The 25,338-nt window shown below is 31.1% G+C and carries 25 protein-coding genes; 20 read left to right on the forward strand and 5 right to left on the reverse strand.

The window, feature by feature from the left end; all coding sequences use genetic code 11:
• Positions 1-6 precede the first annotated feature (6 nt).
• Positions 7-921, forward strand: coding sequence for a D-ribose ABC transporter substrate-binding protein (locus tag M4L39_RS02830; protein ID WP_277580653.1), 915 nt, complete (start codon positions 7-9; stop codon positions 919-921).
• Between the two features lie 106 nt (positions 922-1,027).
• Here the strand turns inward: M4L39_RS02830 and msrA are convergent, their stop codons facing one another.
• Positions 1,028-1,531, reverse strand: coding sequence for a peptide-methionine (S)-S-oxide reductase MsrA (gene msrA / locus M4L39_RS02835; RefSeq protein ID WP_277580654.1), 504 nt, complete (start codon positions 1,529-1,531; stop codon positions 1,028-1,030).
• A gap of 139 nt (positions 1,532-1,670) precedes the next feature.
• Between msrA and M4L39_RS02840 the strand changes: the two genes are divergently transcribed.
• Complete coding sequence (locus M4L39_RS02840; protein ID WP_277580655.1) at positions 1,671-2,651, forward strand: LCP family protein; 981 nt, start codon at positions 1,671-1,673, stop codon at positions 2,649-2,651.
• A 349-nt stretch (positions 2,652-3,000) separates the two neighbouring features.
• On the opposite strand, the gene M4L39_RS02845 is transcribed toward M4L39_RS02840, so the two are convergent.
• Positions 3,001-3,186 carry a 2-hydroxymuconate tautomerase gene (locus M4L39_RS02845; RefSeq protein ID WP_002507674.1) on the reverse strand — a complete coding sequence of 62 codons (186 nt, stop codon included), beginning with the start codon at positions 3,184-3,186 and terminating at the stop codon, positions 3,001-3,003.
• 151 nt (positions 3,187-3,337) lie between these two features.
• Here M4L39_RS02845 and M4L39_RS02850 point away from each other — a divergent pair, with 151 nt between their 5' ends.
• Entirely contained in the window at positions 3,338-4,600 is a 1,263-nt protein-coding gene (locus tag M4L39_RS02850; RefSeq protein WP_277580656.1) for a Y-family DNA polymerase, read from the forward strand.
• A gap of 302 nt (positions 4,601-4,902) precedes the next feature.
• Here the strand turns inward: M4L39_RS02850 and M4L39_RS02855 are convergent, their stop codons facing one another.
• Positions 4,903-5,787 (reverse strand): LysR family transcriptional regulator, encoded by an 885-nt coding sequence (locus M4L39_RS02855; RefSeq protein WP_277580657.1) that lies wholly within the window; start codon positions 5,785-5,787, stop codon positions 4,903-4,905.
• A 107-nt stretch (positions 5,788-5,894) separates the two neighbouring features.
• Here M4L39_RS02855 and M4L39_RS02860 point away from each other — a divergent pair, with 107 nt between their 5' ends.
• The 4 genes from M4L39_RS02860 to M4L39_RS02875 are packed head-to-tail and all read left to right on the forward strand — an operon-like array spanning position 5,895 to position 8,641.
• On the forward strand, positions 5,895-6,488 hold the full coding sequence (locus M4L39_RS02860; RefSeq protein ID WP_277580658.1) for a non-oxidative hydroxyarylic acid decarboxylases subunit B: 594 nt from the start codon (positions 5,895-5,897) through the stop codon (positions 6,486-6,488).
• A 17-nt stretch (positions 6,489-6,505) separates the two neighbouring features.
• A complete protein-coding gene (locus tag M4L39_RS02865) occupies positions 6,506-7,936 on the forward strand; it encodes a non-oxidative hydroxyarylic acid decarboxylases subunit C (protein ID WP_277580659.1) in 1,431 nt (476 codons plus the stop codon).
• Between the two features lies 1 nt (position 7,937).
• Positions 7,938-8,165, forward strand: coding sequence for a non-oxidative hydroxyarylic acid decarboxylases subunit D (locus M4L39_RS02870; RefSeq protein WP_069815714.1), 228 nt, complete (start codon positions 7,938-7,940; stop codon positions 8,163-8,165).
• A 20-nt stretch (positions 8,166-8,185) separates the two neighbouring features.
• Positions 8,186-8,641 (forward strand): pyridoxamine 5'-phosphate oxidase family protein, encoded by a 456-nt coding sequence (locus M4L39_RS02875; protein WP_277580660.1) that lies wholly within the window; start codon positions 8,186-8,188, stop codon positions 8,639-8,641.
• Positions 8,642-8,879: 238 nt separating this feature from the next.
• Here M4L39_RS02875 and M4L39_RS02880 read toward each other — a convergent pair whose 3' ends face one another.
• Positions 8,880-9,971, reverse strand: a complete 1,092-nt coding sequence (locus M4L39_RS02880) for a prephenate dehydrogenase (RefSeq protein WP_277580661.1) — start codon at positions 9,969-9,971, stop codon at positions 8,880-8,882.
• 230 nt (positions 9,972-10,201) lie between these two features.
• Here M4L39_RS02880 and M4L39_RS02885 point away from each other — a divergent pair, with 230 nt between their 5' ends.
• From M4L39_RS02885 to M4L39_RS02920, 8 genes are all read left to right on the forward strand, one after another.
• Entirely contained in the window at positions 10,202-11,140 is a 939-nt protein-coding gene (locus M4L39_RS02885; protein ID WP_277580982.1) for a D-2-hydroxyacid dehydrogenase, read from the forward strand.
• A 205-nt stretch (positions 11,141-11,345) separates the two neighbouring features.
• Positions 11,346-11,558: a hypothetical protein gene (locus tag M4L39_RS02890; RefSeq protein ID WP_277580662.1), complete on the forward strand. Its 213-nt coding sequence runs from the start codon at positions 11,346-11,348 to the stop codon at positions 11,556-11,558.
• 91 nt (positions 11,559-11,649) lie between these two features.
• On the forward strand, positions 11,650-14,493 hold the full coding sequence (locus M4L39_RS02895) for a lantibiotic dehydratase (RefSeq protein ID WP_277580663.1): 2,844 nt from the start codon (positions 11,650-11,652) through the stop codon (positions 14,491-14,493).
• A complete protein-coding gene (locus tag M4L39_RS02900; RefSeq protein ID WP_277580664.1) occupies positions 14,472-15,725 on the forward strand; it encodes a lanthionine synthetase LanC family protein in 1,254 nt (417 codons plus the stop codon). Before M4L39_RS02895 ends, M4L39_RS02900 begins: the two co-directional genes overlap by 22 nt.
• Before the next feature lie 5 nt (positions 15,726-15,730).
• Positions 15,731-17,443: an ABC transporter ATP-binding protein gene (locus M4L39_RS02905; RefSeq protein WP_277580665.1), complete on the forward strand. Its 1,713-nt coding sequence runs from the start codon at positions 15,731-15,733 to the stop codon at positions 17,441-17,443.
• 16 nt (positions 17,444-17,459) lie between these two features.
• Positions 17,460-17,717, forward strand: a complete 258-nt coding sequence (locus tag M4L39_RS02910) for a hypothetical protein (RefSeq protein ID WP_277580666.1) — start codon at positions 17,460-17,462, stop codon at positions 17,715-17,717.
• On the forward strand, positions 17,714-18,490 hold the full coding sequence (locus M4L39_RS02915) for a S8 family peptidase (protein ID WP_277580667.1): 777 nt from the start codon (positions 17,714-17,716) through the stop codon (positions 18,488-18,490). Before M4L39_RS02910 ends, M4L39_RS02915 begins: the two co-directional genes overlap by 4 nt.
• Before the next feature lie 218 nt (positions 18,491-18,708).
• Positions 18,709-19,746 carry a M42 family metallopeptidase gene (locus M4L39_RS02920; protein WP_277580668.1) on the forward strand — a complete coding sequence of 346 codons (1,038 nt, stop codon included), beginning with the start codon at positions 18,709-18,711 and terminating at the stop codon, positions 19,744-19,746.
• 149 nt (positions 19,747-19,895) lie between these two features.
• On the opposite strand, the gene M4L39_RS02925 is transcribed toward M4L39_RS02920, so the two are convergent.
• A complete protein-coding gene (locus M4L39_RS02925) occupies positions 19,896-19,991 on the reverse strand; it encodes a type I toxin-antitoxin system Fst family toxin (RefSeq protein WP_277580669.1) in 96 nt (31 codons plus the stop codon).
• Positions 19,992-20,959: 968 nt separating this feature from the next.
• Between M4L39_RS02925 and M4L39_RS02930 the strand changes: the two genes are divergently transcribed.
• The 5 genes from M4L39_RS02930 to M4L39_RS02950 are packed head-to-tail and all read left to right on the forward strand — an operon-like array spanning position 20,960 to position 25,336.
• On the forward strand, positions 20,960-22,366 hold the full coding sequence (locus M4L39_RS02930; RefSeq protein ID WP_277580670.1) for an anthranilate synthase component I: 1,407 nt from the start codon (positions 20,960-20,962) through the stop codon (positions 22,364-22,366).
• Entirely contained in the window at positions 22,363-22,959 is a 597-nt protein-coding gene (locus tag M4L39_RS02935; protein WP_277580671.1) for an anthranilate synthase component II, read from the forward strand. Before M4L39_RS02930 ends, M4L39_RS02935 begins: the two co-directional genes overlap by 4 nt.
• Positions 22,928-23,944 carry an anthranilate phosphoribosyltransferase gene (gene trpD / locus M4L39_RS02940; RefSeq protein ID WP_277580672.1) on the forward strand — a complete coding sequence of 339 codons (1,017 nt, stop codon included), beginning with the start codon at positions 22,928-22,930 and terminating at the stop codon, positions 23,942-23,944. The genes M4L39_RS02935 and trpD overlap by 32 nt, the downstream gene beginning before the upstream one ends.
• A complete protein-coding gene (gene trpC / locus M4L39_RS02945) occupies positions 23,928-24,710 on the forward strand; it encodes an indole-3-glycerol phosphate synthase TrpC (protein WP_277580673.1) in 783 nt (260 codons plus the stop codon). The genes trpD and trpC overlap by 17 nt, the downstream gene beginning before the upstream one ends.
• Positions 24,707-25,336, forward strand: coding sequence for a phosphoribosylanthranilate isomerase (locus M4L39_RS02950; protein ID WP_277580674.1), 630 nt, complete (start codon positions 24,707-24,709; stop codon positions 25,334-25,336). Before trpC ends, M4L39_RS02950 begins: the two co-directional genes overlap by 4 nt.
• The last annotated feature ends 2 nt before the right edge of the window (positions 25,337-25,338 follow it).

Genomic DNA, 25,338 nt, shown 5'->3' on the forward strand with positions numbered 1-25,338 from the left:
TGCAAGATGAAAAAACGATTAATCAGTGCAATTGCTATTTTATTATTTTTAACAGGATGTTCACTTGAGTCTCCTTTGGAAAATAATGATGGCGGTAAGTCAGATAAGAAAAAATCTGATATTGTCATCGGTGTAAGTATCTCAACGTTAAACAATCCTTTCTTTGTGAAAATTAAAGACGGTATAGAAGACGAGGCAAATAAACAAGGCGTTAAAGTGAAGTTTGCAGACGCGCAAGATGATGCAGCAAAACAAGCAAATGATATTGATGATTTAATACAACAAAATGTAGATTATCTTATTGTGAATCCTACAGACTCAGATGCAATTTCTGGTAGTATACAAATTGCTAATGATCAGAATATACCAGTAGTAACCTTAGATAGAGAAGTTGCTAAAGGGGAAGTCGCTTCATTTATTGCTTCAGATAACGTTAAAGGTGGGGAAATGGCTGCAAACCTAATCGTTGATAAATTTGGGGGAGATACTAAAGTTGCAGAGTTAGAAGGTATTCCTGGGGCAAGTGCTACAAGAGAACGTGGTAAAGGGTTTCATAACGTAGCAGATGATTCACTTGACGTGGTATCTAAACAAAGTGCAAAATTTAATAGAACAGAAGGATTGAACGTAACTCAAAATATTATTCAAGCACATCCAGATATTAAAGCAATCTTTGCACAAAATGATGAAATGGCATTAGGCGCAATAGAAGCGGTTGGCAGCAAAGATATAAAAGTCATTGGTTTCGATGGTAATGAAGATGCGATTAAATCAGTAGATAAAGGTAAATTATATGCTACGGTCGCGCAACAACCTGATTTGATGGGGAAAGAAAGTTTGAAAACAGTAATAGATATACACAACGGCAAGAAAGTAGAGAAGAAGAATAAGATTCCATTAGAAATGAAAAAACAAAAGTAGTAGTGAAAATAGCTTATAGCGCTATAGCATGATTAATAAGTGAACTCATATAGTATAAAAAGCCGGATTGCATAGAAGATATGCTCCGGCTTTTATGATTGATTCGTTATTGTTTATAATTCTGACGATCATTTTGTTCTTCAGCGTAACGTTCCGGATTCTTTTTATAAAATTCCTGATGCTCTGCTTCAGCTTTATAGAATATAGAAGCGGGCAAGATTTGAGTTGCAATTGCCTTGTCTCTATTAAGCGTGTGTTTTAATTTTTCGATATACGTTTCAGCTACTTCTTTTTGATTATCATTAGAATAAAAAATAGCTGTCTTATACTGCGAGCCTCTATCTTGGAATTGTCCACCTTCATCAGTTGGATCTATTACAGAAAAGAAAATTTCTAATAATTTATTATATGAAAACAGAGCGACATCATATTCGATTTCGACAGTTTCAAAATGCCCAGTGTTACCGGTTTTGACTTGTTCATATGAGGGATTATCAACAGTTCCTCCCATGTAACCAGAAGTTACTTGTTCAATACCTTCATACGTGTCAAAAGGCTTGACCATGCACCAAAAGCAACCTCCAGCGAAGTATGCTTTGTTTATATTCATGCTTAACACCCTTTCTGTATTAGACCTTAGTACCATATATTAAGATTTTACTTGATTTTTATACTCTTTTTATATAACTTTAATATATGTTAATTATAGTACATAGAAGTGCAATTTTGAAGATATAAGGTTGATAATAATGAATAAGTACAAAAAAAGAAGTACATTAGATGCGAACGAAGAAACAACACAAGCACCTTTACGGAGGGTGAAAAAGAAGCGGATTAGAAAACTTCCCTTCATTATTTTAATTATCATTATCCTATTGGCGATAGTGATTGGTTATGCGATTCATGGGTATAATTCAGGTATTGAATATGCTAAAGATCATGGTAAAACACTGAAACAGCATGAATTTAACGGTGCTCAAAAAAATGACGGTAAGATTACAGTCATGGTGTTAGGCGCAGATAAGGAGCAAGGCGGTATTTCCAGAACAGATTCTATTATGATTGCTCAATATGATTTTGTGAATAAGAAGCTGAAAATGATGTCTGTTATGCGTGATATATATGCAGATATTCCGGGAAATGGGCAGCATAAGATTAACTCTGCATATTCTATAGGTGGTCCAGAATTAATGAGAAAGACACTGAAGAAAAACTTAGGCGTAGATCCTGAGTATTATGCTATTTTAGACTTTACTGGTTTTGAAAAAATGATTGATGAACTAGAACCTAACGGTGTACCTATAGATGTAGAAAAAGATATGTCAAAAAATATAGGCGTATCACTGAAAGAAGGGCACCATCGATTAAATGGTAAAGAGCTTTTAGGTTATGCTAGGTTTAGACATGATGCTGAAGGCGACTTTGGTCGTGTCCGCAGACAACAACAAGTGATGCAAGCACTCAAAGGAGAACTTGCAAGTATCGATACACTTCCTAAATTGCCACGTGTAGCTGGTATTTTAAGAGGTTACTTGAATACGAACATGCCAGATTCTGCAATTATGCAGGCAGGCTTAAATTTTGGTATTCGAGGCGATAAAAACGTAGACTCTCTAACATTGCCTGTCGAAGGAAGTTACCAAGATATTCAAACATTTGGTGATGGTAGTGCATTAGAAATCGATAAAGCGAAAAATAAAGAAGACGTTCAGAAGTTTTTAAACGAATAATATAAGTCAGTTGCCATGTGTGGTAATTATAAAAAGATAGACAGTCATTTTTATGATTGTCTATCTTTGTTTTGTCAGTAAAGTCTTTGTTGGCAGTTTTTGTGCATATTTTCTGCGGGCACAGCCTCACCCTGTAGTTTTCGGCTCGTACTTTTCCCATAGGAGTCAGTATAAGTTACTGCCTTGATTTTAAGAAATAGCATAGATGAATTAAATTGTTGTTGTGTTTCTAGTATCATAGAAAAAGAACATTACTAAAAAAATGATGTTAAATATAAAAACAAATCAAACGCTATCTATTAACGTTTGGTTTGTTTACGTTCTCTATACGTATAAATTTAGTTTGATATTATTGATCGGATTTTCTAACGCCGGCAACACCATAGTGTGATGCTTTCATTTCTTCAATAACGACTTGAATTGCTTCTTTGTTAGCACCTGTAGTTTTTTCTACAGCTTGTGTTACTTCAGAGACTAAATCTTTAAGTTGATCGTCTGAACGACCTTCTAATAATTTTACATTAACGATTGGCATGTATATTTCCTCCTAAAACAATTTAAACATATTATATCATGAAAATTCTCACAATTCTAAAAATAATATAAAAAGAACGTTTGTTCCCTTTAGTATTGAAAGAGAACAAACGTTCGTATATAATAGAATTAATTGAGGGAGGTTATTTGATATGTATGATTATAATCTAGTGGAAGAAAGAGATGTATTGTGTATAGACCAAAAGAGTTTTTTTGCAAGTGTGTCTTGTATTCAAAAAGGATTAGATCCAATGAAGGAGAAATTAGCCGTTGTTGCCGATACGAAGAGACAAGGATCAGTTGTTTTAGCTGCCACAGGCCCTTTGAAAGCGCTAGGGATTAAAACTGGGTCGAGACTATTCGAAATACCACATAGAAGCGACATATATATTATTAATCCGAGTATGAGAAAATATTTGGAAGTGTCTGTAGCAATATCAAAAATTGCTTTACGTTATGTAGCGCCGGAAGATCTACATCAATATAGTATCGATGAATTTTTTATGGATGTTACGGATAGCTATCACCGTTTTAGTACTACGATTCATTCATTTTGTGAAAAGCTGCAATGTGAAATCGAAGAAGAAACAGGGATTAACTGTTCTATTGGTATTGGTTCAAATATGCTTTTAAGTAAGATTGCGATGGACGTAGAAGCGAAACACGCTTCAAGCTTAATTGCAGAGTGGCGTTACCAAGATGTACCGAATAAACTTTGGCCTATTCAACCGTTAAGTGAATTTTGGGGTATTAGTAGAAAAACAGAAGCTAAATTGAATAAACGAGGCATTTTCACTATCGGCGATTTAGCAAATTATCCTTATCAATATTTAAAGAGAGATTTAGGGGTTGTAGGCGTAGATTTGCATTTACATGCGAATGGCATAGACCAAAGTAGAGTAAGAGATAAATATGAAGTAATGAATCCATCGATTTGTAAAAGTCAAATACTGATGCGCGATTATCGTTATGAAGAAGCTAAGGTTGTCATGCGTGAGTTGATTGAAGACGTTGCTAGTCGTGTTAGGGCAAGAAACCAATTAGCAAAAACGATCCATTTTTCATTTGGTTATAGTGATGAAGGTAGTGTTAATAAACAATACACCCTACAGGATCCGACGAATTTGGAAGAGCAAATTTATAAAGTCGTTGAACATTTTGCAGATAAATTATGTGATCATACTATGTTATTTCGAACAGTAAGTGTTTCATTAACAAAATTTATAGATGAAAAAGACAGACAGTTAAACCTGTTTATAGATGAATATGAAAGAAAAAGAAATGAAAAATTAGCGACAACCATTGATGCCTTACATCAGAAGTTCGGTCGAGGCATCGTATCTAAAGCTGTATCTTATACAGATGCAGGTACAAAACACGGCCGTCTAGGACTCATGGCAGGTCATAAGATGTAAAGTTTTGAACGTGCATGATTTCCTAGAAGGCGTAGCTCGAGCATGTAATTGCTCACTCATACTATTTTGTCGGGCGTCAGAACGTTACAAAATCAGTACAGGGATACCTAAAGTTAAACAAAAATGAAGGCTGGCATTAATTGCGATAAATATAAGGGAATAGTAGTTCATCGAGTTACTAAAATAGATAATAACTAAAAAAATGATGATTTCTACTTCATTAATCGTAGAAATCATCATTTTTTTAGTTATCTGAGATTTAGTGCCCCAGCTCCTACTAATAAAGTAAGTATATTAGTATTTTAAATAATTAAGGCCTTTTCAATAAAATCATTAGCGATTTTTGGGGTATATCCTTCTTTACGCCAAGCAAGTTTTGTTTGAAAAATCCACGGATTATCTATTATTGGTAAAATAGTATATTCTTTATAGATTTCTTCAGTTATTGAAGACGCTGGAAGAATAGTTCCACCAAATCCTCTAGATAATAATTGAATTAACATTGAGGAATCATGACATTCGCATAAAATGTTAATGTTTAACTGTTGCTCATTAAAAGTGTTTATAATTTGTCTATATAGTCCTGAAAAGGTATTTGAAGTTAATAAAATTAATGGTAGCTGTGATAATTCTTTTATAGAAATTTCTGTAACTGCGATATGTTCAAAGATATTGTTAGGGAGGATACAAACGCAATAATCATTAATAATAGTTTTTGTGACAATGTCATTATCAAATAATGATTCATTTATATATGCAACATCTATTTTTCTTTCTTTTAATAATTGAATTAAGCTAATGCTATCAGATTCCCATATGTTAAAACGCATATTATCATTTTTCTTTTTAAATAATTCAATTTGTTTAAACATTGTTTGTGAACCATAAATTGTTGTACCTATAGCAAGTTTAAGATTCACTTGTTCATTGAATTCTTGTGTTTCATTCACTGCATCATTAACAGTATTTAAAATATGTTTTGCTTTTTCTTGAAAAAATTCTCCTTGTGCAGTAAGTTTCACCTTCTTCTTTTTGTTTCTTTCGAATAAATTAAATCCTAACTCATTTTCTAAATCCTTAAGTTGTCTGCTTAATGGTGGTTGAGCAATATGTAATGACTCAGCGGCCTTTGTGATACTACCAGCGTCAGCAATCGCTAAAAAATAACGTAAATGTCGTAACTCCATATATCCCTCTCCTTATATACCTTATAAGTATTAAAATAATATTTAATATATATTTATTGTATTACATCAAACAGCTTTATACTAGTAGTTGAGAGGAGGGATAAATAATGAAATTAATTATCGGTATTTCTGGGGCGACGGGAGCTATTTTTGGTATTCGTCTTTTAGAAATTTTACGTGATACAAAAAATGTTGAAACACACTTAGTAATGTCACAGTGGGCAATAACTACTATTACAGAAGAAACTGATTATAGTGTAAGCGAAGTTCGTGAACTTGCAGATTATTATTATTCACCTAAAAATTTAGGCGCAGCTATTTCAAGTGGTTCATTCAATGTGGATGGCATGATTGTAGCCCCATGTAGTATGAAATCATTAGCTTCTATAAGTATGGGTTTGGCGGATAATCTTATCACTCGGGCTGCAGATGTTATGTTAAAAGAAAGAAAAAGACTCGTACTAATGACCCGAGAAACGCCTCTAAATAATATACATTTAGAAAATATGCTTAAATTGTCACAAATGGGAATAACGATTTTCCCTCCTATGCCTGCTTTTTATAATCATCCAAAAGATTTAAACGATATGGTGAACCATATTGTTTATCGTCTTATTTCACAATTTGGAATAGATAAATTACCACAAGAAAAAGTCTGGACAGGATTTACGAAGCAAGAACAAAAAAATGTTAATTGTTAAGAAAGGAAGCGAAACGAATGGCTTACAAAGATTTAAGAGGTTTTCTAGACTTGTTAGAGTCAGAGAAACAATTAATAAGAGTGAAAGATGAAGTTATGCCAGAACCTGATTTAAGCGCAATTGGCCGTACAGCTCCTGATATGGAAAACGGTCCGGCAGTTTTAGTAGAAAATATTAAAGGATATCACACACCTGTAGTACTAAATGTACACGGAAGTTGGCAAAACCATGCATTAATGCTTGGTTTACCTAAAAACACTCCTACTAAAGACCAATTCTTTGCATTAAAAGAAAAGTGGGATCAATATCCAATTAAACCTAAATGGATAGACGCAAAAAACGCACCAGTAAAAGAGAATATAATTTCTGAAGAAGACGGAATTAACTTATTTGATGTATTACCATTATTTAGAATAAATGAATTTGATGCTGGATATTATTTGTCAAAAGCATTAATCGTCAGTAAAGATCCGAATAAACCAGACAGTTATGAAGAACAAAATGCTGGAACATATCGTGTCCAAGTAAAAGGAAAAGATAAAGTAGGTATTCAACCATTACCTTTCCATGATATTGCTGTACATTTACAACATGCAGAAGAAAAAAATGAACCGCTACCTATCGCAATCTGCCTAGGCAATGACCCTGTTCTGAGTTTTATGGCTAGTACGCCAATAGAGTATGTACAGTCTGAATATGACTTTGCTGGTGCTTTAAAAGGTGAACCAATAGAGTTAACCAAAAGTGAATATGGAGATTTAGATATTCCTGCACGAAGTGAAATTGTATTGGAAGGCTATATTGAGCCACGTAAACGTGAAATTGAAGGGCCATTTGGCGAATTCCCTGGTAGTTATTCAGGTTCAAGAAAACAACCTACAATAAAAATCACCAAAATAACACATAGAAATAACCCAATATTTGAAAATCTATACTTAGGTATGCCTTGGACAGAAATTGATTATCTGATGGCATTGAACACAAGTTTACCATTATATAAACAATTAAAAAGAGACTTCCCTGAGGTAGAAGCAGTTAATGCAATGTATACACATGGTATTGGTACGATTGTTTCTACTAAATCAAGACTTGGTGGCTATGGCAAAGCTGTAGCGATGCGTTTACTCTCTACACCACATGGTATGCCATATACTAAAATAGCAATTATAGTAGACGAATTTGTAGATCCGTTTAATCTTGAACAAGTTATGTGGGCTTTAACAACAAGAGTTAGACCAGATAAAGATGTATTTAAGGTGCCATATGCGCCAGGTATGCCGTTAGATCCTTCTTCAGAGCCTGCAGGTATGCATACAAAACTTGTTGTAGATGCTACAACACCAGTAGGCGCTGATGTTGGTCGTGATACTGAGTTGCTTGGCACACCAGAAAAAGCAGATGAATGGATGGAAAAATTAGGTAACCTAGTAAAGAGAAAGGAAGATTAATATGATTTGTCCTAGATGTGATTCAAAAGAAGTAGAATTATTGACTAAAGCACCTAAAGATGACGCTTGGGAAGTATATATTTGTAACACATGCACTTTTTCATGGAGAAACACTGAAGGTGAAAATATTACAAATCCTGAGAAATATGATTCTCGTTTTAAATTAAAACCAACTGAATTTGATAACTTAGCTCAAATTCCACCAATTCCTGATTTAACCAATAAATAAGTCAGAAAGGAGTGCGCGTAATGAAAATACCTGAACAAATTAAAAGTTTGTTAGATGGCAAATATTTAGATGAAAAAAAGGATGTTGCTATGATGTTACAATCTATTACTAATGAGGGGTATCCTCATACAGCAATGGTAAGTGTTGGTGAAGTTGTTGCCACAGACAGTGAGCATATTAGGATTGCTTTGTGGCCAAACACACAAACTGCAAATAGTTTATCTGAAATTGGTAAGGCGAGTCTTGTAATTGTCCACAATAATAAGGTTTTTTATTTTGAACTTGATACAAAATTATTGCTATCTATATCTAATGAAAAATTCTCAAGAATAGGTTTTGATGCATTTACCAAAAATGTAAAAGAAGATAGAGCAAAATATGCAGATATTACTTCAGGTATAACTGTTGAAATACATGGATTTGAAGAGGTTCTCAAACGTTGGAAAATAACAATAAGCGAATTATTGAGTGTTTAAAATATATAAATTAACAGAGAAAAATTAGAATTATCTATTGTTGAAAGCGCAGATAAGCTTAGATTTTCAGATCAAAATTATTAACACAATTCATGCTTATCAGCACACATATTTAAAAGAGACTCCTGTTCAAACAGGAGTCTCTTAAGCATTTCAAAATAAAATTTCGGTTTAAATATAATTATTTCTTGGTTAATACTTTAAGTACAGCATTAATGAAGGTCACATACCGTTTTTACTAGGCTATATAAGTATCAAAATCGCTTAGTGCTTCAGCACCTTTCTTACGATCTTCTGGGTTTTTAAAACTAATACGTAATGCACCATAAATATCTTCGCGTACTTCTAAAATTCTTAGGTTGCTTATAGAAATATTATGTAAACTCAAGATATTTGTAACTTTGCTTATCATACCCGATTTATCCGGAATATCCACATATAGATCATACTCAATAGATAGCGCGCCTTGTGATTTAAGGGGAAGTTCATCACGATATATTTTAGCATCATTATAAAAATTATATAAGTCATCAGAGCTATCACGCTCAATGAGAGCAATAACATCTTCCATTTGTGTTTTCCATTCATTTAAAATAGTTAGGATAGTGTTTTTATTTTCAATCGTAATATCTCGCCACATAACAGGGCTACCACTCGCAATTCTTGTGATATCTCTAAAGCCACCAGCTGCAAGTGTTTTTATAAGGGTAGATTTATCGGCATGTTTGGCATTTAAATGTACCAAGCTCGAAGCAATGATGTGGGGGACATGACTTACAACGCCCGTCACGAAATCATGTTCTTTTGGAGTTATAGAAATAAACTTCGCATCTGTAGTTTTTAGCAAACTTTGAATTTCTTCAAAAGCTGCGTCGTTAGCTGATTCGTTATGAACGAGTATATAAAATGCATTTTCAAATAAGTGTTTTTTAGCATTTAATACACCTGACTTATGACTACCAACCATAGGATGGCCACCAATCAGATGGATATCGTGTGATAAAAGAAGTTGTTCATATTGTTGGATGGTTGACTTTGTACTGCCAGTATCTGTAATAATCACATTCTTTTTCATATGATAGTTTGGTAACTCTTGTAAATATTTTATCGTTTGTTGTACCGGTGTTGCGTAAATGATGATATCTGCACTTTCAACGCTCGATTTATAATCTGTCGATTGAAAATCAATAATACCAATAGATAAAGCTTTATCTAATTGAGAGGTATCTGCATCGAAAGCTGTGATTTCTATATCATCATGATAATATCTTAAATTACTCGCTAGACTTCCGCCAATAAGACCTAAGCCAACGAAAAGAATTTGTTTCATTGTGCGAATCACCTCTATCAAAATTTTCAGAATAGTAACATTGTAAAGCAGCAAATGTTATTTCGCAATATGCATAAACTCTGAAAATGAAGATTTAACTTACTAAGCAAGCTATAATTTAATGAATTGAGATATACTTTGTATGATGAAATGATATGAGATAATTCAATAAAGTTTTATATATGAAAAAAGAAAACCGAAATAAAAATTATTTAAATTATATAGGAGTGGTGGAATTGAATATACAAAATATTTTGGTTGCCGGTCAATATGAATCTGCTTTTCAGCAATATTTGCTGCATTTAGAAAAGTATAGTTTGCGTTTTCAATCGACTGACATGATTTCAGAAGATGATATGGAATGGGCAGATGCTTATGTAGGATTTGCTCCTAGTAATGCATTTCATCCTTCTAAGGTAAGGTGGACCCATGCGTTTAATGCTGGCGTAAATAATTTTCTATCAATAGATGGTTGGGAAAAATCAAATACAACGTTAACTAGAACTGTGAGTGACTTTGGAGAAAAGATGAGTGAATATTGTTTGAGTTATATATTAAAAGACTTGCAACATCACAAATTACTTCAGGCACAACAAAAAGATAAACTCTGGTCACCTAAAGCCCCAGCTGCCTTGAAAGATCAAACGATAACGATATTCGGCACTGGTGAAACTGGAAAAGTAATAGCAAAAGTTTTATCAGGATTTGGCACAACTGTGTATGGCATTTCAAGTAGCGGTGAAAATAAACAATACTTTAAGCAAGTAAATAGGTTAGAATCATCGAAACCATTGATTGAACAATCGGATTATATTATTAGTACCTTACCGTTAACACAACGAACTGAAAACTTATTTAATGAACAAATCTTTAGATGTTTAGATAATGCTTATTTTATAAATGTTGGTAGAGGGCAGGGGGTTGATACAAAGCATCTTATAAATGCACTAGATTCTGGAAAAGTCAGACATGCAGTATTAGATGTCTTTGAGTCAGAGCCGTTACCAAAATCATCAGAGTTATGGCACAGGGAAGATGTTACGATAACACCACATATTTCAGCATTAACAGATTTAGATGATGCTATTTCATGCTTCTGTAACACATTAGAGAATATAGAAAGAGATGAAACATTATCAAATCAAGTAGACTTCAGTAAAGGCTATTAAACTGTGACAAAAATATAAGTTACTTGTGTTTTAAATGTACAAAGTATGATTTTTTTAGTGTCTCTTGATCGCAATAAAGTTTCATATTAAAAGTAAAGGGGTCTTTTATGAATTGAGACTATTAATTTATAACATTCTTCAAAAAAATATTTTTTCAAAAAATGATATTGTATAATTGGAATAAGAGGGGCAACGGAGGTAAAAAATGAAAAAATTAAAATTTGAAACTACTTTCGACAATATCCAAATAGAAGATTTTAAGTTAGATTTTGAAGAGAAAGAAATTAAAGACGTTGAAAAAGAAATGTTTGGTGAAATGGATACTAAAACCATTACGACTACAAGGAGATTTATCACAAAGATTACGTGCCGAGGCTCATGTACATGTAACTGTACTTCAGTTTGTTTTGCAAGATAATTCAATATTGAATTAATTTTCAAAAATATAGCCCCTCGTTACAAAAAACTGAGTAAGGATGACTTTTATGATATGTATAAGTGATTATTTAATGATCAGAAAATCAGCATTTAACATTTCAGACAGTTTATTATTATCAGATGAAAGTTTTGTGGAAATGAGTCTAAAAAACCAAATAAAAAGAATATGGAGCACGCCTGGATTTAAAGAAGCTATTGCTATAGCATCAATAGAACTATATAAATCCTGTGCAAATATAGAAAAGAAAAACTCTAAGGCTATAAAAGATATACATAATAGTGTAATCAAATATTATATAAGGATGTGTACTCGAAGTACTCCCTTTGGATTGTTTTCTGGATTTTCAATTACAAAATTTGATGTTAATACAAAAAGCAATAATCAAAAATTTAATTTAAAACCTATTTATAAAATAAGTGAAGAATGGCTAGAGAGTCTGATCTCTCAGGTTCTGTATACCACTAATATGATTAAATATTTATCATTTAAATGTAATAAAAAAATTGATATAAAAAAGAAAACAATATCTAATTATTTTGTTCCAGGCGAAAAAAAACGAAACACTTCTATACACATTAACAATAATACATTAAATAACTTTATATTAGAATATCTGAACGAAGAAAGAAGTTTTAATGAATTATTTTATACACTTAAATCTAACAAAATAAATATTACAGAGAACATTTTAATGAATTATCTTAAAGATATGGTAAAAAAAGGATTTATAATAACTGAATTACAAAAAAGCAACTTTAACAACATAAACATTGAAAAACTAAAATATCTTTTGAGAAAATCTGAAACATCCGAGGTTTATTTAAATATTTTAAATGACTTACTTTGGATTATAGAAAAACAGAGTTTTAATGTGAACGAATACATCAAAATTGTAGAAGAATCTCAACAGTTAATACCTAAAATTTTACCTTTACAAGTGGATTCAATTTTAAATACTGATGTGAATTTAAATTCTTCTATAAAGAAAGAAATAAAAGAAATTGCTGAGGTTTACTATTTTCTAAATAATCATTGGGAAGTGAGTAATAATTATAATAAAGATTTTATGGAAAAATATGGTGTTAATGTTGGAGTTAATATCAAGAATTTAGCCTATAAAACTAAGCACTTAGGAGTAGAAAATAACGGCTCAATAAAAAGAAGAAATAATTTATTAACAGACTTAGCTTTTAGTATCAATAGAGAACGAGAAGAAAGTGTTGATATCAGTGATTTTTATAATATAAAAAATATTAATTATCCATCACCAGCAAGTTTTGACCTTTATTTTAAAATTTATGAAGATGAAATAGGTAATAGAACTATTTTTCCATCTGGAAATATTATTACAAATGAATCACATAAAACTTTTGGGAGGTTCTTAAAGTATTTCAAAGAATTAAATGAAGATCTATGCATAGATAAAAAGACGATTTTAGATAGTATATTTCCTAATAATATTAAATATGGTGTTTCGTTCAAACCCATAGATTTTAAAGCATTAAATGTAACGAAAACTCCTAAGGTGTCCCCAGAAAATTTATACTTTAATTCTTTTGAAAATAATAATAAACTTGATAATATTTCAGTATATTGTAATGAAAAGGGAGAAATAAACATTTATGATACTACCGAGAAGAAGAAAGTACATTTACTAACAAATAATATGTTGAACTATAACTCAAGTGCACCAAGCATATGTCGGTTTTTGCTAGATAGTTCTGAGAATAATTATGTTAAATGCTATCCAATAAACAATGAAGATTTAGAAAATTTTGTTTATTTCCCAAGAATTACATATAAAAATATAGTTTTAAGATTAAAAAAATGGAAGTTCAAATCAGAGAATAATTCTTATAGAAAAATTATTGAAGCATATAATTGCGGATTTATGGATCGTTTTGTTACTTTAGTTCAATTTGATAATTTTATATTACTAGACCTCGAAGCAGATTATTCTAAAATTATATTAAAAAAAGAATTAAAAGGTAAAGTTGAGTATATAGAATTTGAAGAAGCTAACCATCTTGTAAACAATAAAAGTAAATATAGTGAGTATGAATTTATTGTTCCTGTAAATATAGTAGATGAAGATAAGAATAAAGAAAGTGAAATTAACCTTTTTAATGAATATAAAGATTATGAAAATAGAGTACTGACAATTAACGATGGACTACTCTATCTTAAAATATACTTTATTTCAGGATATTCTGATGAACTATTAACTGAACTCCAAATGTACTTCACCAAAAAGAAAATATCAGATTACTTCTTCATACAATACCACGACCCATTACCTCACATTAGATTGCGTATAATCTCATCCTCTGAAAACATAATGGAAAATTTGAAAATAATAACTTATTTAAATCATTTAGATTATGTGAAAAAGATTGAGATAGTAAATTATGAAAGAGAAATTGAGAGATATGGTGGAATTAACAAAATTGAAACTGCTGAAGAAATATTTAAAAAAGACTCAAAAAATGCATTGCAGCTAATCAAAGAGAAAAATAAAGAACAATTAGCATTTGCAGTAGGTTTAAATTATATAATTTCATTTTACGAAGAATATAAAGTGAATGGAATTTATAATTTATTAGAAACAAAATTGAATAAAAAGGACTTTAAATTTTACAGAAAGTGGATTAAAAATAATGATGAATTTAGAATAAGTAAGTTATTAATAGATAAGATTTTTGGGAAAAGTATGATTATAGAAGATATTAGAGAATTTAATAAAGGACTTGAAAATATATTACAAACGCCATACTTTTTAAATATTGTATTTAGTTTTATTCACATGTCTTATAATCGCTTAGGTATTGATAATCAAACCGAAGAATATATAAATAAATGCATATATATATATTTAAAAGAGGTATACTACAAATGGAAAAATTCGAAAAAATAAAATATCCATTAATAGGTTTTGACGAAATTTATTATAATAATATAAATGATAACCCGAAGATAATAACCGAAATGTATTATCATCCAGATTATTTCACTCTGGCAAATGGTATCTTGCCATGGATCATTTTAATGAGAAATAGACAATTGAATGAAAAAGGTAATTATGAGTTAGAAATACATGAGTTACTAAAAGGGAGGATAAATAGGAAAGTTATAAATCAGATTGATAATCCTGGGTTATTTAGTGGTATAGCTGGAATATTATACACGTTATCTATATCAGCAAATGATAAAAGGTACGATAATCTAATACAAGGAATACTGCCTTATTTAGAGAAAAAGACATACAATAAGATAAAGCAATGTTACATAAATAAAATTAAGAAAAAAGTTAATGATTATGATTATGATTATGATTTGATAAGTGGGTTGAGCGGAATACTAAAATGTTATATAAATAGTTCTGTTAGAAAATATGTTCATAATAGTGAAATAATCCATGAAACTGCTCAATGCTTACAAAGTTATTTTAATTATAATGATTTTAGAAATATAGAAGATCTACCCTTTTATATTGAAAAAGAAAAAAACAAGTACAAGCCAACAAAAAATGGGCTTATCAATTTTTCGCATAGTCATGGGATTATGGGAATACTAAACGCGTTAAATCAATACTATGAAATCTTTGAAAAGAAAGAGACAAAAAAAGTAATTGAAAAAATATGTGAATTCGTAATTAATTTTTATAGTGAAAGTAGTTATTCATGGCTTAAAAAGTTTTACAGTGGTAATAAGAAAATTTATGATTCACCTAATTACACTTGGTGTTATGGTGATTTAATTATGACTCAAACTTTTTATAAATCGGCAAAACATATAGAAAATAAGAGCTATATAAACATAAGTAATAAATTTTTTGACAATTTAAAAGATAAATATGAGTTATTACCCTCGCCTTCAATATGTCATGGGAAATCAGGTGTATTACTACAACTGTTAAATTTCAAACAATTTAATATGTCAGAATTATCCGACATTTATTTCGAGAAATTAATGGACGACTATGATGATAATAACATTTATAAATTTAGAGATTGCGAAGAATATAGAGGAAGGAGATATTATATAGACAAGAACAACTTTTTAACAGGATCACTAGGCATCTATTTTGTGATTGATTTATATTTTGGGCTAAAAGATCATGTTAAGTTGTCTGATCTAATCATGTGATAAAAATGAAAATAACTAATTTAATAAGATTAGCCTCAATTTCAAAAAAGTTATTTGCATTAAGTTTAATAATATCGATAATATCAACACTGTTAGGTTTAATAATGCCTATATACTTAAAAGCAATAATAGACCAATTTCAAAGGACGGGATTGGAGTCTTTAGATATAATTTTAATTATAGTTTTATTTATAAGCAGCGCAATCTTAGGATCAATTTCCTTATATTTATTTAAATATATTGGTAGTAAATCTATGTTGAAAATTAGAAGTCGTATTTGGGAAAATGTTTTGAAATTAGATTTAGCAACTATTTATAAATATGAAAGTGGAGAAATAATTAGTAGACTTAAAAATGATATTGAAGAACTTAATTATTTTTTTACTAATACCATACCAAATGCACTAAATTATTCTTTAGCCTTTTTAGGTGCACTCATTATGTTATTTATTTTGGACTATAAAATCATGTTTATAACTGTTGCAATTATCCCAATGGTTTGCTTAATAATATTCCCAATCGGAAATATTACATATAAAATATCCTTAAAACTTCAAGATCAATTATCAATTTTTACGTCTAAGTTAAATAACGTTTTGACGAATATAAAGTTGGTGAAAGCTTATACATTTGAATTCTATGAGTATAAAAGGATTAATAAAATAATGGAGAAAATACTTGAAGTAGAGTTGAAAGATGCAAAGGTCAAAGCTGTAATAGCACCAATCATGTCATTGGTTACAATAGGAACGATATTATTCATTGTAGGATATGCAACATTTAGAATCAGTAATGGCACACTTAGTACTGGTACATTTATCGCAATATTGTATTATGTATTACAGGTAATCCCAGCTATTATTTCATTTACAACTTTATACAATGAAGTGCAAAAAGTAAGAGGTGCCAATGAAAAAATTAATGAGTTGCTATCTGATGATAATTTAGAAACCGAAAAAATATTGTTTCATGAGGTTCAATTAGATTTACAAGAATTGAAAATCAGAAATATGACTTTTAAATTTGATAAAACTCCAATACTAAAAAGTATTAATTTAACAATAAAACCAGGAGAGACAATTGCTATCGTTGGACCATCAGGTTCAGGTAAATCAACACTTTTTGATTTGATTTTAGGCATTTATAAAGATTACACAGGTGAAATCATTTATGGTGATAAAAATATAAAAGATATTAATATAATTGATTGGAGAAACACCATAAGTTATGTTCCTCAAGAAAACAATATAATGAGTGGGACCATATTAGATAACATTATTTATGGTAAAAAAAGCATAGTGTGTTTTGATGCAATTCAGACTATTTGTAATAAATCAGATTTAATACAAACAGTTAGCAACTCTCCCAAAAACTTTTTGACTGCAACAGGTGAAAATGGAATATTTTTATCTGGAGGGCAAAGACAAAGGATTGCGTTATCAAGAGCTATGATGAAAGACAGTAATATTTTCTTGCTAGATGAATTTTCATCCAATTTGGATAGTCAAACTGAAAATATTTTGGTAGCTAATATTACTAAATTTATGAGAAATAAAACTTGTTTAATTATAGCTCACAGAATGTCGACAATAAAAAATGTAGATAGAATCGTATTCATGGAAAATGGCTCTATAACTGGGTTAGGAAGCCATCATGAATTATATAATTCACATAAGTTATATAAACTTTTTATTGATAGTCAAAATCGTTTTGAATAACGGAGGTATGATATTCATGGAAATTATAATGGACCTTTATATGGTTATAAAAGAAGAAACCAAAAAATACTTTTTAGTAAAAAAAATAAAAAAGAAATTTAAAAAAATAGCGCAAATAAATACGGACTTAAATAATTTATATCATGATAATAAAGAATGGTTCGAAAATGATGAGAAAATCATAGATAAAATCTTGAAAGTAGACATAAACAAGCATAGTGAACTGAACAAGCTGCAAGTATTTTTGGAAAGTTACTTAGAGCAGAATATATGATGAAAGTAGCAATATTAGATACAGGTATTGATGGCTACCATGATAAGTTGAAAACATATATTAATTTTAGTTTATCTAAAAGTTTTGTTGATGACTCAATAATTGATAATAGTGGTCACGGCACAGGTGTCTCGGGAGTAATAATCTATAATGAGTTGTTTATACCTGAGTTTAAAAAATTAGAATTAATAATTTGTAAAATTACAAACAATATTAAATTTGAAATTGCTAGTTTTATTGAAGCGCTTGAATATGCCATTACTTTAAAAGTTCGTATCATAAATCTCAGTCTTTCAATTAAAAAATCAAATGTTACAAAAAAACAAAAAAATCAAATTGAACAACTAATACGTATAGCTTTTGGTAAGAATATTATTATAGTAGCTTCAACAGGTAACGACAATCAAGAAGAAAATATTTTCAAAAACAGCAAAGACTATATATATCTAGTTACTGCTAGAGACATAGAAGGAAATATTGCCTCATACTCAAAAGAAGTAAAAGATGCATATTCTATATTTGGGGGAGATATCGAGAGTATTGTTGACTATACAAGTATTGAACAACATTTAGTTGTTTCTACGTTTCCTAGATACTTAAAAAATGATTATTTTAATTTATTTGGTGTTCCAAAGGGGTATTCTTATTTTTGGGGAACAAGCATTGCAACAGCAAAGTTCACCAATGTGATAATAAAGACATTGATAGATTATAATGAAAGACCTATGGAGATAAAAAAGGAATTAAATAAATATAAGGATGACTTGAATTAAAAAATTGTGCTTCTCTGGATAAATAAAAGACTGTAGTTATGTTACTACAGTCTTTTATTTAATTTTAAGCAACTACATCTATTTATTATTAGATGTAGTTAAATTTTTTAATACACACCTAAGCATCACTGCTATCAAAGAGGGATTTCTATTCGGAATCTTACCAATTTTAGAAAATAACAGTTAAACTAAAGATATACATATAAGGAGGGGATAGTATGACAGAATCCATTTTTACGACAATTCAAGCATTAACGAATATTAATAGTCCTTCAGGGCATGCAGAAAAGGCAGTTAAATACGTTAAAGATGAAGTTGAAAAGTTAGGTTATGCGACTCATATTACTAACAAAGGTGCGTTGATTATTACTGTAGAAGGTGAGAATGATCAAGACCATAAATGTATTACAGCCCATGTGGATACATTAGGTGCAATGGTAAAAGAAATTAAAGAAGATGGCCGTTTAGCATTAGATTTAATTGGTGGCTTTAGTTATAACGCAATAGAAGGGGAATATTGCGAAATTGAAACTTCTGCAGGACAGATCTTCACAGGGACAATATGTCTACATGAAACAAGCGTACATGTATATCGTAATAATGATAATGAGCCTAGAAACATAGACCATATGGAAGTAAGATTAGATGAAAAGGTGAATACAAAAGCAGATACAGAACAATTAGGTATCGAGGTAGGAGATTTTATAAGTTTTGATCCTAGAACACAAGTCACATCTTCGGGTTTTATAAAATCACGTCATTTAGATGACAAAGCAAGTGTTGCCATGATTATAGAGTTTTTAAAAACAGTTAAAAAAGAAAATCTCAAATTACCGCATACGATCCAATTTTACATTTCTAACAATGAAGAAATAGGCTATGGTGCCAATGCTTCAATCTCATCAAATATTGTTGAATTTATTGCATTCGATATGGGTGCTTTAGGGGACGGTCAAGCTTCAGATGAATATACGGTTTCTATCTGCGCTAAAGATGCATCAGGCCCATATCATAAGGCATTACGTGAACAACTCGTAAATCTATGTAAAACAAATAAAATTCCATACAAAGTTGATATTTATCCATATTATAGTTCTGACGCTTCAGCAGCATTAAAAGCAGGTGCAGATATAAAACATGGCTTATTCGGTGCAGGTATCGAATCATCACATGCACTAGAACGTACGCATATTGATTCATTAAAAGCGACACAAGCATTGTTACATGCTTATTGTTTAGCACCGATTCAATCATAAATATATTGAACCCTAGATTATCTATTTAACTTTGCAATGCCCCTATATATGATGTTATAATATATTTAACAAGAGTTTCGTGCATTGAATGCACCCCCCCTCGCTATTGGTGGTAGCGAGGGGGTTTTTGGTGTGGTTAATGTCTCCTTTTACTTGTCATTACGATTACGTAACCAATACGCAAATAAGGTAACGATGCAATCACTAATTACTGTGATAATGGTATGAACAAGAGCTTTGATCATTAATATGCACTTCCTCTCTACGTCATATTGATGCCTGAGAGATAGCCGACGCTAATATTATATTTATGTTGATTAAACATCGAATTCATGGATAATAAACCATTGATTTTCATGAAATATCACAAAAAAAGAAATAGAAATTCAGCAAATTCCATATACAAAGATGATAAGCTATGATAAAAATAAGCTTGAATGTTATCTTTGTTTTTTAAGTAAGGTAGATATCTAATGAAAAAAACACTAGGCTTAAACTTTTTGATTTTAATATTATTACTCATTTTTGCTTTAGCATTTTTCACTAACTTTTTTGGGAATTTGACGATATATGTCATTATTATTGTGCCTATTTTAATGCTACTCATTGGGGGCTATGTATTCATAACCAACTTCAAAAAGTATAACCAAAATGATCTCAACAATAATCATCGTTTAAAGTAAAAAGTGATTAATATAAATTCAAATGTTGACAAATTGAAAATATCCTTGTAGCATACTAGGTAATTACTTTTCGCAGCTTAGGTTGCCATTTGGAAGATAACGTAGCATATATGACATGTAGCAAGAAGAAAGCTAATGGTTGATGGAAATTAGCACTGCATATAATGTGAATTGGGCTTTTAAATGTAATTAAAAATTATAATATTTAAAGTGAACAAATAATTTGTTAACTAAGGTGGCACCACGGTAACGCGTCCTTACAGATATACGTTAGTGTGGTGTTTTTTATATACCAAAAAATAAGAAAGCAAAATGAAGTAAGTAATGTAAAGGTAGCAAGCAGAAAGTTAGTAGTTGATGGAAACTAACACCTACATATACTGAAATTGGGTTTTGTTGGATAACAAATGAATAAATCAATGAGAGAGTAGATCAAAGCAAGTATATATCTACTAATTTAGGTGGTACCGCGCGTCAGCGTCCTTAACAATGTTTAAGGACGCTGATTTTTTTATGAGGAGGAAAATAAAATGAAAGTGCAATATCAAAGATTAAATGCAGAAGTAACACCAGAAGCGTTAGCAAGATTGAAAGAAAATAAAATCGTATTAGAGAGTTCAGAACAATCGAAACTAAAAGGGCGTTATTCTATAGTGATTTTCGATACTTACGGTTCAATCACGTTGGATAATGAAACAATGACTGTATGTACACCAGAAGAAAACAAAGTAGAACATGAGCAACCTTATAAAAAAATGAAAGATTTAATTGATCAATATAAAGCAGAAATTGAAGACGAAGCATTAGCGTTATTACCTTTTATTTCTGGTTTTGTAGGGTCATGTAGTTTTGATTTAGTAAGACATGAATTCCCAGTACTAAAGCAAATCAATCTTGAAGATCATCCACAACATGATGCTAAGTTTCATATGGTTGAAGATGCTTATATATTTGATCATTACAAAGAGCATTTATACGTTATTGCTACAAATTTATTTTCCCAAGAAAATGACGAGCAATTAAAAGCACGCGTGGCAAAACGTGTAGAAGAATTAAAACAAATTACGATTTATCCTTCTGAGCTTGAACATAAAGGTACAGAAAAAGATATACAATCAAATATAGCACCAGAACAGTTTATTAATACAATTAGCAAAATGAAGTCACTTATTCAACAAGGTGATATGTTCCAAGTTGTACCATCTATTGTTTATAGTTACGAACATCATTTTGGTCAACAATTACAAGCCATGTCTTATCAACTTTATCAAAATTTAAAGCGTCAAAATCCAAGTCCATATATGTATTACTTGAATATGGATCAGCCGATTGTCGTTGGTAGTTCACCGGAAAGCTTTGTAAAAGTAAAAGGACAAACCGTAGTGACTAATCCAATTGCTGGAACGATAAAACGAGGTGCTACTGAAGCAGAGGACCAAGCAAACGAAGCAAGTTTAAAAAACGATGAAAAAGAATTAAGCGAACATAGTATGCTCGTCGATTTGGGTAGAAATGATATCCACCGTGTTAGTGAAACAGGCACTTCGATAATTGGAAAATTAATGACGATTGAACGTTATGAACATGTGATGCATATCGTTAGTGAAGTTACTGGAAAGCTTAAAAACAATTATTCACCGATGACAGTGATTGCAAGTTTATTACCGACAGGTACTGTATCGGGTGCGCCAAAGCTAAGAGCGATTCAACGTATTTATGAAGTGCAGCCACAGAAACGTGGCGTGTATAGTGGTGGTATTGGTTATATTAATTGTAATCACGACTTAGATTTCGCATTAGCGATTCGCACAATGATGATTGATGATACGCACATAAATGTAGAAGCAGGGTGTGGTGTGGTTTATGATTCAATACCAGAAAAAGAACTCGAAGAAACTAAATTGAAAGCTAAAAGCTTATTGGAGGTGTCACCATGATACTTATAGTTGATAATTATGATTCATTTACTTATAACTTAGTAGATATGATTGCACAGAAAGAAGAAGTGATGATTAAATATCCGGATGATCCATCTATCTATAATCTGGCCATCGACGGAGTAATCATTTCACCAGGTCCTGGCCATCCATTAGATACAGACGATTTAATGCAAATCATTGATCATTATAAAAATAAACCGATTTTAGGCGTTTGCTTAGGGTCGCAAGCATTAACTTGTTATCATGGTGGCGATGTAATCCAATGTGATTATATAAAGCATGGTAAAAAAGACCAAATGCGTATCACAAAAGAAACTTTGTTATACACTGATATTCCAGAATATTCAGAAATTATGCGATATCATTCATTGATGAGTAATCCTCAAACGCTACCTGAAACATTAACAATAACGGCACAAACAGAAGATTGCATACAGTCATTTGAACATACACAATTTTTACATTATGGCATTCAATATCACCCAGAGTCATTTGCTACGGCACATGGTAAACAAATCATTAATAACTTTTTAAACATAATGAAGGAGGTAACAGAAGATGGAGCTACAAACACAATTAAAACAATATAAGCCACTTAACCAAGCACAAATGAATGAATTTATAGAATTACTTATTTCTAAAAACTTAGAAGACAGCGTAAAAATCGAGTTACTTGAAACGTTTTCTGAAAAAGAAACAACACAAGAGGAGTTAACTTATATTTCAAATAGCTTAATTCATTCTATGTATCCTGAACAACCATACTATCCTAATGGTATGTGTGTTTGTGGCACGGGTGGAGATAAATCAAATAGTTTTAATATCTCTACAACCGTATCTTTTGTTATTGCTAGTGCAAGTGTACCCGTAATTAAGCATGGTAATAAGAGTGTCACTTCGTCATCAGGGAGTACGGATTTGTTAAATGCAATGGCTATCAAGACAAGCACTGTTGATGAAACTCCGAAACAATTAGATAACAATGGATTGGTCTTTTTAAATGCTACTGAAACATATCCTATAATGAAAAATATTCAACCAGTAAGAAAAGGTATCAGTAATCCGACGATATTTAATATCACTGGGCCAATCATTAATCCTTTTAAATTGGATTATCAAGTCATGGGCGTTTATGAAACATCAAAATTAGAAAAAATTGCACAAACCTTAGCCGACTTAGGACGCAAAAAAGCAATCGTTGTATATGGTGCAAATGGTATGGATGAAGCTACATTATCTGGCGACAATATTATTTATGAAGTAACAGCAAATGAAGAAATTAAACAGTATACGCTGAATGCTACAGATGTTGGCTTAGATTATGCGCCAAACGAAGCACTTGTTGGAGGCACGCCACAAGATAACTTAGAAATAACAAAGCATATATTAAATGGAACAGATCATAGTGCTAAGAGAGATGTTGTTATCTTGAATGCAGGCATCGCACTATATGTAGCGGAAAAAGTTGAAACAATAGAAGATGGTGTGAAAGCAGCGCAAGCATTAATAGAAAGTGGTAAAGCTTTAGAGCAATATAATAAAATGGGAGGCAAAACGTATGACTATATTGGATGAGATTGTAACATATAAACGAGGTTTACTAGAACAAGGGTATTATGAAGATAAATTATCAACATTAGAAACAGTGGATATTTCACATAAAAAAACATTCCAATCACAATTAGACGATTCAAATCAACTTGGGGTGATTGCTGAAATTAAATCTAAAAGTCCAACACTTGATGGATTACCAGCAAGAGACTTAGCGCAACAAGTGAAAGATTATGAAGCGCATGGTGCGAATGCAGTTTCTATATTAACTGATGAACACTATTTTGGTGGTAGCTATGAACGTTTACAAGCATTGACAACAGAAACATCATTACCAGTATTATGCAAAGATTTTGTAGTTGACCCCATTCAAATTGATGTTGCTAAAAAAGCAGGCGCTTCTATTATATTACTCATCGTTAACGTTTTGACTGACCCAGAATTAAGAGAACTATATAAATACGCTACATCGCAAAATTTAGAAGTGCTCGTAGAAGTTCATGATAAAGAAGAATTGGCACGTGCATATAAATTAGATCCGAAAATTATCGGCGTGAATAATAGAGACTTAAAACGTTTCATTACTGACGTCTTGCATACAAATCAGATTTTGGAAGATAAAAAAACGGGTTATTACTATATTTCAGAAAGTGGTATCAAAGATGAGCAAGATGTTCAAAATATCGTTGATTCGGGTATAGATGGTTTATTAATTGGTGAATCATTAATGAAATGTGATGACTTAAGTCAATTCTTACCAGGTCTAAAATTAGATAAGGTACAACGATGAAGTTAAAGTTTTGTGGTTTCCGCACATTAACCGATGTAAACAAAGCAAAAGACTTAAATATTGATGCGATGGGGTTTATTCATTTTCTAAAGAGTAAAAGATATGTAGATATTCCAACCATTAAACAATTAACTGAAGTTATACCTGACGATAAAGAAAAAGTAGTCATCGTTGTCGATCCAGATTATGCCACGATTACCAATTTGATAGCGCAGACGCAGATTTCAACAATTCAACTCCATGGTAATGAACCGTTAGAAACTGTGCATTTTATTAAGAAAAGTAATCCGAACATTAAAGTTATCAAAGCTTTACCCGCAACAGACCAACAAACTTTAACGACAGCTATTGATTACTATAAAGATGATGTAGATATGTTTATTATTGATACACCATCGAAGTCTTATGGTGGTACAGGTGAAGCATATAATTGGGAAATTTTAAAAACGATAAAAAATGTTAACTATTTAATCGCAGGCGGTATGAACTATGACAATATTCAAGCCGTAGCAGCCTTAGACTTAACACATCAAGGTTATGATATTGCTAGTGGTATAGAAACAAATAATGAAAAAGACATGGAAAAAATGACAGCAATTATTAAACTCGTAAAAGGAGCAAATTAATT

The sequence above is a fragment of the Staphylococcus equorum genome, from assembly GCF_029531845.1.
In the GTDB taxonomy this organism is placed as follows: domain Bacteria; phylum Bacillota; class Bacilli; order Staphylococcales; family Staphylococcaceae; genus Staphylococcus; species Staphylococcus equorum_C.

Bases quoted from the DNA above. Each gene is read 5' to 3' on its own strand.
- M4L39_RS02910 (WP_277580666.1), top strand. From the start codon at position 17,460: ATGGAAATTATAATGGACCTTTATATGGTTATAAAAGAAGAAACCAAA.
- M4L39_RS02915 (WP_277580667.1), top strand. From the start codon at position 17,714: ATGATGAAAGTAGCAATATTAGATACAGGTATTGATGGCTACCATGAT.
- M4L39_RS02895 (WP_277580663.1), top strand. From the start codon at position 11,650: ATGATCAGAAAATCAGCATTTAACATTTCAGACAGTTTATTATTATCA.
- msrA (WP_277580654.1), bottom strand. From the start codon at position 1,531: ATGAATATAAACAAAGCATACTTCGCTGGAGGTTGCTTTTGGTGCATG.
- M4L39_RS02890 (WP_277580662.1), top strand. From the start codon at position 11,346: ATGAAAAAATTAAAATTTGAAACTACTTTCGACAATATCCAAATAGAA.
- M4L39_RS02950 (WP_277580674.1), top strand. From the start codon at position 24,707: ATGAAGTTAAAGTTTTGTGGTTTCCGCACATTAACCGATGTAAACAAA.
- M4L39_RS02925 (WP_277580669.1), bottom strand. From the start codon at position 19,991: ATGATCAAAGCTCTTGTTCATACCATTATCACAGTAATTAGTGATTGC.
- M4L39_RS02870 (WP_069815714.1), top strand. From the start codon at position 7,938: ATGATTTGTCCTAGATGTGATTCAAAAGAAGTAGAATTATTGACTAAA.
- M4L39_RS02880 (WP_277580661.1), bottom strand. From the start codon at position 9,971: ATGAAACAAATTCTTTTCGTTGGCTTAGGTCTTATTGGCGGAAGTCTA.
- M4L39_RS02850 (WP_277580656.1), top strand. From the start codon at position 3,338: ATGTATGATTATAATCTAGTGGAAGAAAGAGATGTATTGTGTATAGAC.
- trpC (WP_277580673.1), top strand. From the start codon at position 23,928: ATGACTATATTGGATGAGATTGTAACATATAAACGAGGTTTACTAGAA.
- trpD (WP_277580672.1), top strand. From the start codon at position 22,928: ATGGAGCTACAAACACAATTAAAACAATATAAGCCACTTAACCAAGCA.
- M4L39_RS02875 (WP_277580660.1), top strand. From the start codon at position 8,186: ATGAAAATACCTGAACAAATTAAAAGTTTGTTAGATGGCAAATATTTA.
- M4L39_RS02840 (WP_277580655.1), top strand. From the start codon at position 1,671: ATGAATAAGTACAAAAAAAGAAGTACATTAGATGCGAACGAAGAAACA.
- M4L39_RS02865 (WP_277580659.1), top strand. From the start codon at position 6,506: ATGGCTTACAAAGATTTAAGAGGTTTTCTAGACTTGTTAGAGTCAGAG.
- M4L39_RS02855 (WP_277580657.1), bottom strand. From the start codon at position 5,787: ATGGAGTTACGACATTTACGTTATTTTTTAGCGATTGCTGACGCTGGT.
- M4L39_RS02905 (WP_277580665.1), top strand. From the start codon at position 15,731: ATGAAAATAACTAATTTAATAAGATTAGCCTCAATTTCAAAAAAGTTA.
- M4L39_RS02845 (WP_002507674.1), bottom strand. From the start codon at position 3,186: ATGCCAATCGTTAATGTAAAATTATTAGAAGGTCGTTCAGACGATCAA.
- M4L39_RS02930 (WP_277580670.1), top strand. From the start codon at position 20,960: ATGAAAGTGCAATATCAAAGATTAAATGCAGAAGTAACACCAGAAGCG.
- M4L39_RS02830 (WP_277580653.1), top strand. From the start codon at position 7: ATGAAAAAACGATTAATCAGTGCAATTGCTATTTTATTATTTTTAACA.
- M4L39_RS02935 (WP_277580671.1), top strand. From the start codon at position 22,363: ATGATACTTATAGTTGATAATTATGATTCATTTACTTATAACTTAGTA.
- M4L39_RS02920 (WP_277580668.1), top strand. From the start codon at position 18,709: ATGACAGAATCCATTTTTACGACAATTCAAGCATTAACGAATATTAAT.
- M4L39_RS02900 (WP_277580664.1), top strand. From the start codon at position 14,472: ATGGAAAAATTCGAAAAAATAAAATATCCATTAATAGGTTTTGACGAA.
- M4L39_RS02860 (WP_277580658.1), top strand. From the start codon at position 5,895: ATGAAATTAATTATCGGTATTTCTGGGGCGACGGGAGCTATTTTTGGT.